13 protein-coding genes are annotated in these 13,720 nt (G+C 65.7%); 1 reads left to right on the top strand and 12 read right to left on the bottom strand.

Going from position 1 to position 13,720, the window contains the following annotated elements; translation table 11 throughout:
• The 11 genes from LK434_RS02425 to LK434_RS02375 all read right to left on the bottom strand — a co-directional run bounded on the left by LK434_RS02425 (position 1) and on the right by LK434_RS02375 (position 11,662).
• Positions 1–498 carry a YqeG family HAD IIIA-type phosphatase gene (locus LK434_RS02425; protein WP_006721436.1) on the bottom strand — a complete coding sequence of 166 codons (498 nt, stop codon included), beginning with the start codon at positions 496–498 and terminating at the stop codon, positions 1–3.
• Between the two features lie 3 nt (positions 499–501).
• A complete protein-coding gene (gene mltG / locus LK434_RS02420) occupies positions 502–1,830 on the bottom strand; it encodes an endolytic transglycosylase MltG (RefSeq protein WP_227917810.1) in 1,329 nt (442 codons plus the stop codon).
• On the bottom strand, positions 1,823–2,251 hold the full coding sequence (gene ruvX / locus LK434_RS02415) for a Holliday junction resolvase RuvX (RefSeq protein ID WP_006721438.1): 429 nt from the start codon (positions 2,249–2,251) through the stop codon (positions 1,823–1,825). Before ruvX ends, mltG begins: the two co-directional genes overlap by 8 nt.
• A 10-nt stretch (positions 2,252–2,261) precedes the next feature.
• Positions 2,262–4,916, bottom strand: a complete 2,655-nt coding sequence (gene alaS / locus LK434_RS02410) for an alanine--tRNA ligase (RefSeq protein ID WP_006721439.1) — start codon at positions 4,914–4,916, stop codon at positions 2,262–2,264.
• Positions 4,917–4,986: 70 nt separating this feature from the next.
• Positions 4,987–6,354, bottom strand: coding sequence for an AI-2E family transporter (locus LK434_RS02405; protein ID WP_006721440.1), 1,368 nt, complete (start codon positions 6,352–6,354; stop codon positions 4,987–4,989).
• Between the two features lie 20 nt (positions 6,355–6,374).
• Entirely contained in the window at positions 6,375–7,160 is a 786-nt protein-coding gene (locus tag LK434_RS02400; RefSeq protein ID WP_006721441.1) for a SigB/SigF/SigG family RNA polymerase sigma factor, read from the bottom strand.
• The gene (locus LK434_RS02395; protein WP_006721442.1) at positions 7,150–7,536 is read right to left on the bottom strand and encodes an ATP-binding protein; all 387 of its coding nucleotides are present in this window, start codon (positions 7,534–7,536) and stop codon (positions 7,150–7,152) included. Before LK434_RS02395 ends, LK434_RS02400 begins: the two co-directional genes overlap by 11 nt.
• Entirely contained in the window at positions 7,529–8,086 is a 558-nt protein-coding gene (locus tag LK434_RS02390) for a hypothetical protein (RefSeq protein WP_006721443.1), read from the bottom strand. Before LK434_RS02390 ends, LK434_RS02395 begins: the two co-directional genes overlap by 8 nt.
• Before the next feature lie 312 nt (positions 8,087–8,398).
• Entirely contained in the window at positions 8,399–9,724 is a 1,326-nt protein-coding gene (locus tag LK434_RS02385) for a replication-associated recombination protein A (protein ID WP_083784228.1), read from the bottom strand.
• Between the two features lie 77 nt (positions 9,725–9,801).
• Positions 9,802–11,073, bottom strand: a complete 1,272-nt coding sequence (locus tag LK434_RS02380) for a deoxyguanosinetriphosphate triphosphohydrolase family protein (RefSeq protein ID WP_148334606.1) — start codon at positions 11,071–11,073, stop codon at positions 9,802–9,804.
• A 64-nt stretch (positions 11,074–11,137) separates the two neighbouring features.
• Complete coding sequence (locus LK434_RS02375; RefSeq protein ID WP_050754986.1) at positions 11,138–11,662, bottom strand: prepilin peptidase; 525 nt, start codon at positions 11,660–11,662, stop codon at positions 11,138–11,140.
• Positions 11,663–11,791: 129 nt separating this feature from the next.
• Between LK434_RS02375 and LK434_RS02370 the strand changes: the two genes are divergently transcribed.
• Entirely contained in the window at positions 11,792–12,187 is a 396-nt protein-coding gene (locus LK434_RS02370) for a hypothetical protein (protein WP_006721447.1), read from the top strand.
• Between the two features lie 124 nt (positions 12,188–12,311).
• Here LK434_RS02370 and LK434_RS02365 read toward each other — a convergent pair whose 3' ends face one another.
• Positions 12,312–13,586, bottom strand: a complete 1,275-nt coding sequence (locus tag LK434_RS02365; RefSeq protein ID WP_006721448.1) for a glycosyltransferase family 2 protein — start codon at positions 13,584–13,586, stop codon at positions 12,312–12,314.
• Positions 13,587–13,720: the final 134 nt, after the last annotated feature.

Here is a 13,720-nt window from a genome sequence, read left to right as displayed (position 1 = left end):
CTACTCCTCGCAGGTCAGCCCGCGCAGCGCGCGGCGCTCGAAGATCCGGAAGATCTGCGTGTACCACAGGTCGACGGTCGTCTGCGGCTTGACCAAGATCGTGTCGATGCCGGCGAGGTTGCCGCCCCACACGTCCGTGTAGAGCTGATCGCCGATCATGACCGCGTTGGCCTTGCTGGCGCCCAGGCGGCGCATGCCCGCCGTGATGGCGAAGGGCAGCGGCTTGCACGCAAAGGAGATGTAATCCATCTTGAGCTCGCCGGCCGAGCGCGACACATGGCTCTTATGCCAGTTGTTGGACACCATGATGAGCTCGAAGCCAAGATCGCGAGCGTGGTCGAGCCATGCGGCGACCGACGCGGGCGCGCAGGTGCGGTCGCGCGGGACGAGCGTGTTGTCGCGGTCGAGCAGGATGGCGCGTTTGCCCGACGCCCAGAGCGCGTCGAGGTCGATGAGCTCCACGCGCGCCACGTATCGAGTGGGAGAAAGCACGCTCATCTTCTACTCCCAGGACTGCATGTGCTCATCGTAGGTCTGGGAGAAGTACTCCTCGTCCTGCGTGATGTAGAAATACAGGTCATCCGAGTCCGTCGGCTCCAGGGTCGCCAGAATCGCCTCGGAGGACGGAGAGCAGATGGGCGTGGGCGGCAGTCCGGCGTTTTGATACGAGTTGTACGGGCTGTCGATGCCCTGGATGTCCTCGGCCGTGACGGCGCCGCCCGTCTCGTACATGAGGGTCGCATCGCTTTGCAGGTACGGCCTGCCGGCAAAATCACCCTTGCCCGCCAGGCGATTGAGGAAGACCGATGCCACGTGGGCGCGCTGGTCGGCATTGAGGCCCTCGCGCTCCACGATGGACGCCAGCGTGAGCAGCTCGTAGTCGGACAGCTCGATTCCGTAGGTCGCCGAGATGGTAGCGCGGCCGGCATCGAAATCGAAAGCGTCGACGACGTCGAGCTGGTACTGGTCGAGCATGGCGCGGATGACCTCGTCGGCAGTCGGGGTGCCCGCGAAGGTGTAGGTCTTGGGATAGAGGAAGCCCTCGAGCGAATCGTTCCCGGCGTCGGCTAGGAAGGGATAGTCGCCCGCATACGCGCTGGCCTTGGCCTGCGAGATGAACTCATCGGCGGAGATCCCGTATGCGTCTTCGACGAGCTGCGCGGTCTGCTCGACGGTCTTGCCCTCGGGAACGGTCAGCTTGACGCCCTCGAGGTTGGGGCCGGCGACGAGCTGCTTGACCACCGACAGCGGGTCCTGCAGCGTCTCGAACTGGTAGTCGCCCGGCTTGAGAGACATCTCCGCGTTGAGCTTTTTGACGGCGGCGTAGTACTCGCCGGAATCCGCGATGATGTGGTTATCGACCAGGATCGTGGCGATCGCATCGCTCGAGGAGCCCTCGGGGATGGTGATGGACACCTGCTGCCCCGCCTCGATATTGGCCGAATCGCCCCCAAAGATGCGGGGGAACAGGAACAACGCGGCGCCCGCGACCACGGCGATGGCGATGAGCACGCCGATCACGACCGGAACGGGCGAGCCTTTTTTGGGCGGGCGGGCGCCCCCGCGCGCATACGCGCCCTGGGAGCGCTGGGGCATGTACGCAGGCTCCGGGGAGCCCTGCTGGGCATACGACTGGTGGGAGCCCTTGGCAAACCGGGACCCGGCGGCATGCGACGCCGGCGCCTGGGCGGGCGAAGGGGCGCCGTGGGAAGGATACGCCGCGGAGCGCGGACGCTGAGACGGGGCGGAAGCGGGATCCGGAGTGCGGAAACGCGCGCCCGCGGGACGAGGCACATCGGCCTGGCGATGGGAGCCGGGAACGTTAGCCACGATCTTCCTTTCGACTTTGGGCATCGAGCCACGCCTGCAGGAACAGGGAGGCCGAGATCATATCAACCTTACCGCGCATCTGCTTTTCGCTCAAACCCTGCTCGCGCAGGATGCGCTTTGCCTCCGTCGAGGACAGGCGCTCGTCGATGAACTCGACGGGCAGCCCGGTGACGCGCGAGATGCGCCCCGCGACCTCGCGGACGCGCGCGGCCTGGGGGCCCTCCTCCCCCGCCATCGTCTGGGGCAGGCCGCACACGATGACATCGGGCTCGTAGTCCTCGAGCACCATGCGAAACGTGCGGGCCACGCCCTCGACCTCGGCGGCGGGCAACACCTTGACGGGGGACGCGACGCGACCCGTCCGGTCGGAGACGGCGATGCCGGTGCGCGCACCGCCGATGTCGAGAGCGAGGGCGATCATGCGCGGGGCCCTACTCGGCGAGCAGGGAGCGAGCGGCGTCCAGCGCGGCGGCGATGCCCGCGGCGTTCTTGCCGCCGGCCTGCGCCATCGTGGGCCTGCCGCCACCGCGTCCGTCCACGAGGGGGGCGATCTGCTTGATCACGTTACCGGCGTGGAAGCCCGCGGCCGCAGCGTCGTCGGTCGCGGCGGCGATGAGGGCGGGCGTGCCCTTCTCGGTCACCGTGGCGAGCACGCAGGCGCAGGCGCTGGAGAGCTTGCCGCGAATGGTGTCCCACACGTTGCGCAGGTCGGCTGCCTCGAGACCGGAGAGCTCGGCGACGACGAGCTGGTAGCCGCCCATGTCCACGGCGGCATCGATGGCCGACGCGATGGCGTCGGAGCTGCCGCCCGTGAGCGCCTTCTTGAGCTTTTGGTTGACCTCGCGCAGCTCCGCCTGCAGCGCATGCACGCGGGCCGGGACCTCCTCGACGCGGCACTTGAGGCTCGCGGCCGCGGTCTCGGCGAGGGCGGCGCGCTCCTCGAGGTACGCGATGGCGCCGGTGCTCGTCACGGCCTCGATGCGCCGGACGTTGGAGCCCGTGGAGGACTCGGACACGATCTTGAACAGGCCGAGCTCGGCGGTGTTCTTGGCATGCGTGCCGCCGCACAGCTCGCGGGAGAACGGCTCGGCGCCCTCGCCCACGGAGACGACGCGCACCACGCCGCCGTACTTCTCGCCGAACAGGGCCACGGCGCCGGAGGCCTTGGCCTCGTCAATGCCCATGACCTGGGTGACGACGGGCTGGGCGGCCAGGATCTGCTCGTTCACGAGGTCCTCGACGGCGCGGATCTGCTCCGAGGTCATGGCCTCGAAGTGCGTGAAGTCGAAGCGCAGGTTCTCGGGGGACACCAGGGAGCCCGCCTGGTTGACGTGATCGCCCAGGACCTCCTTGAGCGCGGCGTCGAGCAGATGGGTCGCCGTGTGGTTGCGGCACAGCAGGCCGCGGCGGTTGAGGTCGTAGCCGGCGAACACGGTGTCGCCCTCGGAAAGCGCGCCGATGAGCTTGCCCTCGTGGACGTAGAGGCCGCCCTTGGCGGTAGTGTTGGACACGAAGAACTGGGCGTCGTCGGTGTCGATGAGGCCGTGGTCGCCCATCTGGCCGCCCATCTCGGCGTACAACGGCGTGCGGTCGAGCACCACGGCGGCCTCGGCGGCGTTCTCGGCGCGCTCGACGCGCTCGCCGTTCACCACGATGGCCAGCACATGGGCGCCCTCGATGCTCTCGTTGTCGTAGCCCACGAACTCGGTGGCGGGCAGCTGGTCGGCGAGCTCGGTCCACACGTCGTTGAAGGAACCCCAGGCGTCGCCCTTGGCGGCGGCGCGGGCGCGGGCCTTCTGCTCGGCCATCTCCGCGTTGAAGCCCTCGATGTCGACGGCGTGCCCGGCGCCCTCGGCGATCTCGACGGTGAGGTCGATGGGGAACCCGAAGGTGTCGTGCAGCATGAAGGCGGCGGAGCCGGGGAGCTGCTCACCCTCGGCGAGGGCGGAGAGCTGCTCGTCCAGGTAGACGCGACCGTTGTTGAGGGTGGTGGAGAAACGCTCCTCCTCGGCCTCGACGATGCCCTTGACCAGGCCGACGTTCTCGAGCAGGCTCGGGTAGGCGTCGCCCATGACGTCATTCACCGCATCGATGAAGCGGCCCAGGAAGGCGTCCTCGATGCCGAGCAGGCGGCCGTGGAACACGGCGCGGCGCAGCAGGCGGCGCAGCACGTAGCCGCGGCCCTCGTTGCCGGGGAGCACGCCGTCGGAGATGAGGAAGTTCACGGAGCGGGCGTGGTCGGCGATGATGCGCAGGGAGCGGGAGGCCCCGGTGTAGTCGTCGTCCACGTAGGTCTTGCCGGAGATGTCCTCGCCCAGCTTGATGAGGCTCTGCATGACGTCGCCGTCGAAGAAGGAGCTCTTGTGCTGCATGATGGCGGCCATGCGCTCCAGGCCCATGCCCGTATCGAGGTTGCGGTGCGGCAGCTCCGGCATGGAGCCGTCCTCCTGGCGGTCGAACTGCGTGAACACGAGGTTCCAGAACTCCAGGAAGCGGTCGCAGTCGCAGCCGGGGGCGCAGGTGTCGCAGCCGCAGCCGACCTCCTCGCCGAGGTCGAAGTAGATCTCGGAGCACGGGCCGCAGGGGCCGGTGGGGCCGGCGGCCCAGAAGTTATCGTCCTCGCCCAGGCGGGTGATGTGGTCGGGCTCGACGCCGAGGGAGCGCCATACGGCCTCGGTCTCGTCGTCCTCGGTGAACACGGTGAAGTAGAGGCGGTCCTTGGGCAGCTTGAAGACCTCGGTGATGAGCTCATAGGCCCAAGCGCAGGCCTGCCCCTTGGTCACGCCGCCAAAGGCGAAGTTGCCGAGCATCTCGAAGAACGAGGCGTGGCGGCCGTCGGCGCCGATGATGTCGATGTCGTTGGTGCGGACGCACTTTTGGCACGAGCACGCACCGATCTCCTTCATGACCTTCTTGCCCTGGTAGAACTCCTTGAACTGGTTCATACCGGCGTTGGCGAGCAGCAGCGACGGGTCATCGGGAACGAGCGAGGAGCTCGGGTAGAGCTTGCAGCCCTTGCTCTCGAAGAAGTTGAGGTATGCCGAGCGGATCTCGGCGGTCGTCATGGTGGGATAGTCAGCGGCCATGCGTAAACTCCCTGTACATCAAGTTCGAGTCCCGCGCGGCGGGACATATTTCCAACTTGACGATTATACGTTAACGGCCGTCGTCAGATGTGTCGGTTTCCTCGGGTTTCTTCGACGCGGCGACGTGCTCGCGCGCCGCGAAGGGATTCTCGAAGTCGATGAGCTTGGCCCAGGGGTTCTCCAACTCGGGCTTGGGCATGGCCTCGGCCTCCGGCACGGCGCCCTCGTCGAGGATCTGGGAGTCGGCCACAAAGCCGTCATCCCCCAGCGCGTCAAAAGCCGGGACCGGGTTGCCCTGCGCATCGCGAAACGGCGCCCCGCGGAACAGCGCGCCCTCGTACGACACGATCTGCTCGCCGGTGCGCGTCTCGAAGTAGAAGATGAACAGCGACTTGATCACGGCGACGAGCGGCAGCGCGACGATCATGCCCACGGCCCCGCCGAACGTCGAGCCCACCACGAGCGCGGTGAGCGACAGCACGGGATGGACCTGCATGGTCGACTGGTTGATCTTGGGCGCTATCACGTTGTCCGTGATGTTTTGGGACAGCATGGCCATGATCATGGTCCACACCGCCATCATCGGGCTGTAGACGAGCGCGATGAGCGTGGCGATGATGGCCGAGATCGACGGGCCGACCACCGGGATGATGTTGAGCACGCCCGAGAGCACGCCCATGGCGGCGGCGTACGGGTGTCCCACGATGGCGAAGCCCACGAAGGCGAGAAAGCCCTGGATCACGGAGTTGATCACGGTCGAGCGCAGGTAGCCGCCGACGGAGCGGCTCACCACGGCCACCATCAGGCGATAGTCGTCGGCCTTGTCGTGCGGCAGGATGCGGCAGATCTCGTCGTTGATGCGCGGGTAGTCGCAGGCGAGCCAAAACGCCAGGACAAACCCGAGGAACACGATGAAGACCGTGGAGGCGATGTTGTTCACCATGGGTACGATGCCGTCGCGCACGGCGGCAAGGAGGCCCGAGAGCGCCTGGTTGGTGATGTCCTGGGCCGCCGTGAAGATGGAATCGAGCTGCACCACGTCGTTCAGGTGCTCGATCACCGCGTACTCGTTCTCCATGCGGACCACCCACGCGCCGAGCGCGGCGAGTTTTGAGGGCGCGTCGCGCAGCAGGTCGATGAGCTGAGCGGTGACCATGGGGATCACGAGCGCGAAGAGCAGCACCAGGCCGACGATGACCACCACCAGGCCCACGAGCGCGCCGGCGCCGCGTGGCACGCGATGGCGCTCGAACCAGTTGACGATGGGCGACGCCACGAATGCGGACAGGGACCCCACCGACAGGAAGAGCAGCACGCTCGAGAGCGAGCCGATCAGATCGAGCACCACGCCGCCGATGATGATGACGCCGATGACGATCCATATGTTCACGAACGTATTGCGTGCCACGCGCTCGGCGTGCGAGATATCGTGCTGCATAATCCCCTTCGCAGACCGGGCTAGCCGGTCATGACCCCGTCGGGGTCGATCTTCTCTTGAATCTTCTTGAGCGTGCGGCGCAGCAGGCGGCTCACCTGGACCTGGGAGATCCCGAGCTTCTCCGCGATCTCGATCTGCGTCATGCCCTGCAAAAAGCGCATCTCGATAACCTCGCGCTCACGCGGGGAGAAGCTGGCGAGCGCCTCCTCGATGATGATGCGGTCGTCGGTGAAGGCGAGCTCCTCGTCCTCGGTCGCATAGCGGTCGATGACCGACGGTGCGTCGTCATCCTCCATGCCGGAGGGCGCCTCGAGCGAGACCGAGCTGTACGCGGAGGAGGACTCCATGGCCTCGAGCACCTCATCGACGGTCGCGTCGAGATACTCGGCGATCTCGGCGATCGTGGGCGAGCGCTGGAGCTGAGAGGTCAGCGTATCGGTGGCCTGGTTGACCTTTGCCGAGAGCTCCTGCAGGCGGCGGGGCACGCGAACGCTCCAGCCCTTGTCCCTAAAGTGGCGCTTGATCTCGCCCATGATGGTGGGCGTGGCGAACGTGGTGAACTCCAGGCCGCGCGCCGGGTCGAAGCGGTCGATGGCCTTGAGCAGGCCCAGATAGCCGACCTGCACGAGGTCGTCGATGGGCTCCCCGCGGTTCTTGAATTTGTTGGCGATGAAGCGCACCAGGTTGAGATGGGACATGACGAGCTTTTCGCGGGCGTCCATATCGCCCTCTTCCTTGAAGCGACGGAAGAGCTCGCGCGTCTTCTCCTTATCCCAGGCGCTCTTACCCGAGGTCTTAGATGCCATCGACATCCGCCTTCATGTCGAGCGCCAGGCGGGCAGGAGCCTCGTGCTTTTCGTAGATGTCGCACACGGAGCCGAGGATGAGGTCGACGTACGCGGCCGTGGGATCGTCCTCGGAGGGCTCGGGGAACGCGGGGGCGGAGAGCTTGAACACCATCGCCACGTGATCGGCGTCGGCGTCGAAATCGATGACGAGGTCCTCACCGGGGGCGGTGCCGCACGCGTAGATGAATGCCTCCTCGGCAGCCATGCGGATATCCTCCACGCGCTCGACGGACATCGAGGAGAGCGTGGCCACGTTGGCGGCGGTCATGCGCACGATGCGCGCGAGGTGCGGCTCACAGGCGACGGTGAGCACGATGTGGGTGGCGTTACTCATGGTCGGACTCCTCGGCGGGCGCATAGGTAAAGTACTGGCGGGGCGCGGTATCGGTATCCTCCTCGGCGAGGGGGGCCTGGGCGTTGTCGCTGGCTTCGGCGACGGGTTCGGATGCGTCGGTCAGGACGGGCGATGCGGGTGCGGGCTCCGCCTTGCGCGGCTTGGCGAAGAGCTTATGGACCTTCTCGGTCGCGCCGTCCACGATGCCCGTCACGGCGTTGGACGCACTGCTTGCGGCGCCGCTCACCGCGGACACGTCGCGCAGCACCCCGTTGACCTCGACGAGGTCCGCCGAAAGCGCCTCGACCGCGACGGTCGCCTGCTTGAGCAGCGGCTCGATCTGCGCCACCGCGGGCTGCAGCTCGTCGACGACGCCATCGAGCTTGGCGACCACGGGACGCGCCTCCTCGATGGTGCTCGCCACCTGCTCGACGGTCTTGTCGAGCGAGGCGACCACACCGCGGATGCGGCGCAGCACGAGCGCGAGCTCGACGACGGCCCACACGCCGGCGAGGGCGAGAATGACCAGGACGATCTGCATGGGATCCATGGATGCCTCCGTAGCAATCTAGACACAGGTAGGTTGATGATACCCGTTTGGGGCGAATTCAACCATGACGGATGCTCCCGGCTCCGTCCCCGCGGCCGCGCCTTGGTTTTTGCTCGGTCAGTCCTGACTCGCACGGAGGGTCCACTGGACCCTCCGGCTCGTGCGGAATCTACAAAAACCAAGGCGCGGCCGCGGGGACGGAGCCGGGAGCGCACGGCAATTCGCGAAACGCCCCAAAGTACGGGCACCATGCAAGCCGAAAAACGATAGGCTGAATGCAGGGGCGCCTTGAATGCAAGGACGCCCTTGCCGTTAGCGGGGGCGATTCTCGGCTCGCCACTGCTCCCAGCCACGGCCGCTCGGGTGCCAAAACGCTCCTGGCTCCAAGCCCTCCGGCAGGTAGCGCTGGGCCACCCAGCCCTGCTCGTAATCATGCGGGTACTTGTACTCCCCGTACTCGTCCGACCCGGGACGATGACGGTCGCGCAGGTAGCTGGGAACCTCGCGCTGCCCGCTCGTGCGGACATCGGCGAGAGCCGCGTCGATCGCGGCCTCCGCGGCGTTGGACTTGGGCGCCAGCGCGTTGTAGATGGCGGCCTGCGCGAGGTTGATGCGGCACTCGGGGTATCCGATCACCTCCGCGGCCTTGAACGCCGCCTCCGCCACCAGCAGCGCGGTGGGATCGGCGTTGCCGATGTCCTCGCTCGCCTGGATCATGATGCGGCGCGCGATGAACTTGGGGTCCTCGCCAGCGTCGATCATCCGCGCAAGCCAGTACACCGCGGCATCGGGGTCGGAACCGCGCATCGACTTGATGAACGCGGAGATGATGTCGTAGTGCATGTCGCCGTTCTTGTCGTAGGACAGGCCGCGCCGCGGGTTGGCCTGCTTGACGTCATCGAGCGTGATCTCGATGGGATCGGACTCGCGGCGCTCGGCCTCGCCCTCCCCGACCGGGCGCGTGAGGGCGATCTCGCTCGCGAGTTCCAGCGTGGTCAGCGAGCTGCGGCCATCACCGGCGGCGAGCGTGCAGATGGCGGAGACCACCTCGTCGCTCACCGCGTACCGGCCCGCAAGACCCTCTGGCGCCGAAAGGGCGCGGCGCACGAGGCGCTCCACGTCCGCATCGCTCAGGTGCTCGAGCTCCACCACGCGGCTGCGCGAGAGCAGTGCCGCGTTCACCTCGAAATACGGGTTCTCCGTGGTGGCGCCGATCATGACGACCGTGCGGTTCTCGACCGCGTGCAGCAGCGCATCCTGCTGCGAGCGGGAAAACCGGTGGATCTCGTCGATGAACAGGATGGTCCGGCGGTCGAACATCATGAGCCGGTGCTTGGCCTCGTCGATCTCGCGACGCAGGTCCTTCACCGTGCCCGTGACTGCGGAGACCTCGACGAACTCGCTTTTGGTGTGCGCGGCGATGATATGGGCCAACGTGGTCTTGCCCGTTCCCGCGGGGCCATACAGGATCACGCTCGACAGCACGTCGTGCTCGATGGCGCTCCGCAGCCACGAACCGGGTCCCACCGCCTTTTCCTGACCCACGTAATCGTCAAGCGAGCTGGGCCGCATGCGCACCGCCAGCGGCGCGTTCTTGAGCTGCTTGCTGCGTTCATTGCTAGAGAATAAGGTGTCCATGTGCCCGTTTTCCATCTATCGAAGTTCGACTCCATTCTAACAAACGGGCATTCATAGTCAAACACCTGTTCGTATTTTCACTCGTTGATGTACGTGCGCTGCGGGAACCTCAACTCGGGAAACAGCGTGCAGGCAAGCTCGGTGAAATACCCGTCCGTCATGCTCGCGATGTAATCGACCACGGTCATATCCAGATCGCGCTCCCAATCGTACGAGCCGCCGTAGTGCGAGAGTGCCTTGTCGATGCGCGCGATGTGGTGACGGAAGATGAAGCTGCTCTCGTCATGCGCCTTGAGGTCACCCAGAAAGTGCTCGTACATGAGGTTGAAGGCGCGTGCCATCATGGCGCTCTGCTCCTCCTCGATACCGGTCGAGTGATAGATCTTTTGATAGTTCTCGCGTTTGGCGCGACGAATCTCGCGGAACAGCTCCTCGCTCATCTCGATGCGGTCCTTGCCGTAGCTGTGCTCCACGATGTCGATGGACGCGCGCGTGAGGATCCAGGAGTTGTACCTGCCGCCCAGGCCGTCCTCGAACGCATCCTCCGCGAGCAGGCCCGCCTCGATGGCGTCCTGGCGGTCGCGGCCCACGTAGGCGATGATGTCGGAGATGCGCACCACGCAGGCCTCAAGCGTCATGGGGCGCAGGGTCTTGACGTAATCGAAATCGTGCGTGTAGCAGTCCTCCATCACCCGGTCGAACTGCTCGAACGTATCCATGTGGGACAGCTCGAAGACGCGCTGCTCGTACTCGCCGTTATGGCACAGCACGCCATCGAGCGTCTGCAGGGAGAGATTCCTGCCGTAGAGCGTGTCGAGCACGCGCACCGAGTGGACGTTGTGGAAGAACGAGCGGCCGGTGCGGGCGCGATAGATGTCGTTGAGATGCGATTCGCCCGCGTGGCCGAACGGCGTGTGTCCCAGATCGTGGCCCAGGCCGATGGCCTCGATGAGGTCGCAGTTGAGGCCGAGCGCCCGTCCGATGTCGCGCGCGATGCGCGCCACGAGCTGCACATGGAGCCCACGGCGCGAGAGGTCGTCGTTGCTGCGGAAGCTGAACACCTGCGTCTTGCCGTTGTAGCGGTTGTAGGCCGGCAGGTGCAAGATCTTCTCGGTGTCGCGCACGTACGAGGGCCGCCAGATGCTGCCGGCGTCACCCGCGCGCGGCTCGCGGCGGATCGCCTCGCTGTCGGACGTGCGGTAGGGGTTCACCCAGCCCGCCGCCCGGTCGGCCTCCATGCGCGCGACCAAGGCATCGCTCAGCGTGTCGGGCATGGCGAGCAAGCGGTCCCTCAGGGCGTTGCCGTCGGTATGTGGTGGGCACTCGATTGCCGGATGTGCGTTCGTCATGTCGGTTCCTCTCATCCTGTCATCTCTTGCGACCATCATGCCATCCCGTCCGGACATACGCGAGTCACGGAACCCATCCCAGTAGGCGGGCGACGCGAACCATGGCGAACACGGAAACCGCAAAGGGAAGCAGCGGCAGTGAATCGCGGTGCAAGAGCAGCCCGCACCACGCCAGGAGCACGAGCGCCCCGGCAAGCGAGAGCACCGCATCGAGCGGCGCCCAAAGCGAGAGGGCGGCCAAGAACTTGACGTCGCCCATGCCCAGTCCCGGCCTGCCCGCATGACGGCGACGCCACACTATCTCGACACCCGTCAACACGGCGCCGAACGCGCACGCGGCGCAGGCGCACCATGCCAAGCGGACAAGGCCGCCCACGAGCACGCTCAACGCGGCGGATACGCAGGCGATGGCGCAACCGAGCGCACGCGGGAACCTCCGCTGCCGCGCATCAATGCCGGCGGCGAGGACAAGCAGGGCCCACAGCGCCACAAAAAGCAGCGGAACGCCCGCACGCGCGGCCGGCAATCGCCCCACGCCCGCGCCCCACGAGCACACTGCCCCCGCGATGACACACACCCTCCTGCGCATCGGCATCACCTCCGCCCGTTCACCTCAAATGAGGGGCAGTCCCTTTTCTGAGGTGGTGTCACCTTATCACCTAGACGGGCGCGCGGGTATAATGCGATGCAACGCATCCGATCAGCTACGGGGGAATCCATGGAACCACCCACGTTCGACTACCGCACCACGCCCTCCTCTCGCACCGCTGGGCAGCAGCCCATGCACGAATCCGACACGCTCGCGCCCTCGCGCCCCATCGAGAGCGCGAGCGCATCGACCGCGCCGCAGACGAACTCCTCGAACTTCGCCTACGTCCTCACGGGCGTGGCGCTCGGCATCGTCTCGCTGCTGGCCATCGCGTTCGCCCTGCTGCTCTTTGGCGTCGTGGGGACGGCGGTCAACTCGTCCTACGCGTACGATTACGACCCGTCGTTCTACGAGGATGATTGGGACGACTGGGAGCACTTCCAAAACGACCACGAGTACGAGTTCGATCAGCTTGAAGAGGAGCTCATGAACGAGCTGATGATGGACGACGGCTATAGCGCCTAACCGCCCGACGGCCTAACCGCCCGACGCGCACCGCACGCAAAAAGGGGACGGGCTCGCAGCGCACATCGACGACCGGATGTGCGCTGCGGGCCCGTCCCCTTTCGCGCATCTCGATAGACACGGGCTACTTCGCGCCGTCGAGCACCTCATCGAGGGTGACGCTCACGTCGTGCGGCGTGGGCACCCAGTCGACCTTGAGGAAGAGCGCCGCGACCGTCAACGGGATGTAGGTGAACATGAAGATGGGGAACGTGAACAGGTTGGTGACGATGCGCCATTTTTGCGGGCAGTGAATGTGCTTGCGCTCGGTGACCGTCGTGAACAGGCCCATGATGAAGAACGTGAAGTACATGTAGGCGAGCATCATCACCACCGAGCCGAAGGCCATCTCGATCTCGGCATCGGTTGCCAAAAAGCCATGGCTCAAGCTGCCCACCACGATGAACGTGACGTTCACCAGCAGGCACATGAGGGTGAGCAACATCGCCGGGCCGATGACCATGAGCATGTCGTAGGCGGCGAACCGGCGAAACTTGGTGATGGACGTGAAGATATGCCGTCCGTAGGTAAAGAGCACCTGGTAAAAGCCCTTGGTCCAGCGCATGCGCTGCTTGATGGACGCCTTGAGCTTGACGGGCTGCTCGTCATAGAACTCCGCGGGCGCATACCCGATGCGCACGCCGTGGATGGCGCAGAACGTCGTGAACTGGATGTCCTCGGTGAGGGTGTGGAAATCCCAGCCGTGCATGCCCTGGATGATCTTTGCGGACACGAGATAGCCCGAACCCGAGACGGCGCACGAGGTGCCGCAGATCATGCGCGCGTTGTTGAGGTAGCGCGCCTCGCGCATGAACCAGGTGGCATAGGCGGAGCTGATCCAGGAGCTACCGAAGTTCTTGGAGTTGCGGTAGCTCGTGAGCGCGAGGTAGCCCTGGTCGTACGCGTCGTTCATGATCTTGACGTAATCGCGGGAAAGCAGGTTGTCGGCGTCAAAGATGAAGAACGCCTCGTGCTTGCCCGGGTACTCCTTGAGGATGCGGTCGAACCCGTAGTCCATGACCCAGCTCTTGCCCTTGCGCGACAGATCGTTGCGCTCGTAGACGATGGCGCCCGCCTCGCGCGCGGCCTGCGCGGTGTTGTCGGTGCAGGCGTCGGCGACCACGAAGATGTCGATGAGCTCGGAGGGGTAGTCCTGCTCCCGAATGGACTTGACGAGGTTGGCGATGACCGCCTCCTCGTTATGCGCGGCGATGAAGAAGGCGTACGAATGCTGTTTTTTTGCCTGGGGGATCTTCACCTCGCCGCGAAGGAGCCCGACGAAGAAGAACACGACCTGGTACAGGAAGCACAGGCCAAAGACGACACCCACGATGGTGTTGAAGGCGACGATAGGGGTCAAAACGCCTCCTTGGACGCAAAATACAACGCGTTCAAGTGTACGCCACCCAACGCGCAAACGAAAAAGCTCAAAGAATGTTCAGAAGGGGCGGGGCCGCCCTGCGCATCGCGCGCACAAGGCGGCCCCGCCCCCCC

This window comes from Collinsella stercoris DSM 13279, assembly GCF_020735465.1.
Taxonomy (GTDB): domain Bacteria; phylum Actinomycetota; class Coriobacteriia; order Coriobacteriales; family Coriobacteriaceae; genus Collinsella; species Collinsella stercoris.
Note: the sequence above shows the minus strand (reverse complement) of the source record. Positions and strands in the feature narration are given on the sequence as shown.

Coding starts and splice junctions, on each gene's coding strand:
- LK434_RS02375 (WP_050754986.1), bottom strand. CDS start 11,662: ATGCGCAGGAGGGTGTGTGTCATCGCGGGGGCAGTGTGCTCGTGGGGC.
- LK434_RS02425 (WP_006721436.1), bottom strand. CDS start 498: ATGAGCGTGCTTTCTCCCACTCGATACGTGGCGCGCGTGGAGCTCATC.
- LK434_RS02395 (WP_006721442.1), bottom strand. CDS start 7,536: ATGAGTAACGCCACCCACATCGTGCTCACCGTCGCCTGTGAGCCGCAC.
- LK434_RS02405 (WP_006721440.1), bottom strand. CDS start 6,354: ATGCAGCACGATATCTCGCACGCCGAGCGCGTGGCACGCAATACGTTC.
- alaS (WP_006721439.1), bottom strand. CDS start 4,916: ATGGCCGCTGACTATCCCACCATGACGACCGCCGAGATCCGCTCGGCA.
- LK434_RS02380 (WP_148334606.1), bottom strand. CDS start 11,073: ATGACGAACGCACATCCGGCAATCGAGTGCCCACCACATACCGACGGC.
- LK434_RS02370 (WP_006721447.1), top strand. CDS start 11,792: ATGGAACCACCCACGTTCGACTACCGCACCACGCCCTCCTCTCGCACC.
- LK434_RS02385 (WP_083784228.1), bottom strand. CDS start 9,724: ATGGACACCTTATTCTCTAGCAATGAACGCAGCAAGCAGCTCAAGAAC.
- LK434_RS02400 (WP_006721441.1), bottom strand. CDS start 7,160: ATGGCATCTAAGACCTCGGGTAAGAGCGCCTGGGATAAGGAGAAGACG.
- ruvX (WP_006721438.1), bottom strand. CDS start 2,251: ATGATCGCCCTCGCTCTCGACATCGGCGGTGCGCGCACCGGCATCGCC.
- LK434_RS02390 (WP_006721443.1), bottom strand. CDS start 8,086: ATGGATCCCATGCAGATCGTCCTGGTCATTCTCGCCCTCGCCGGCGTG.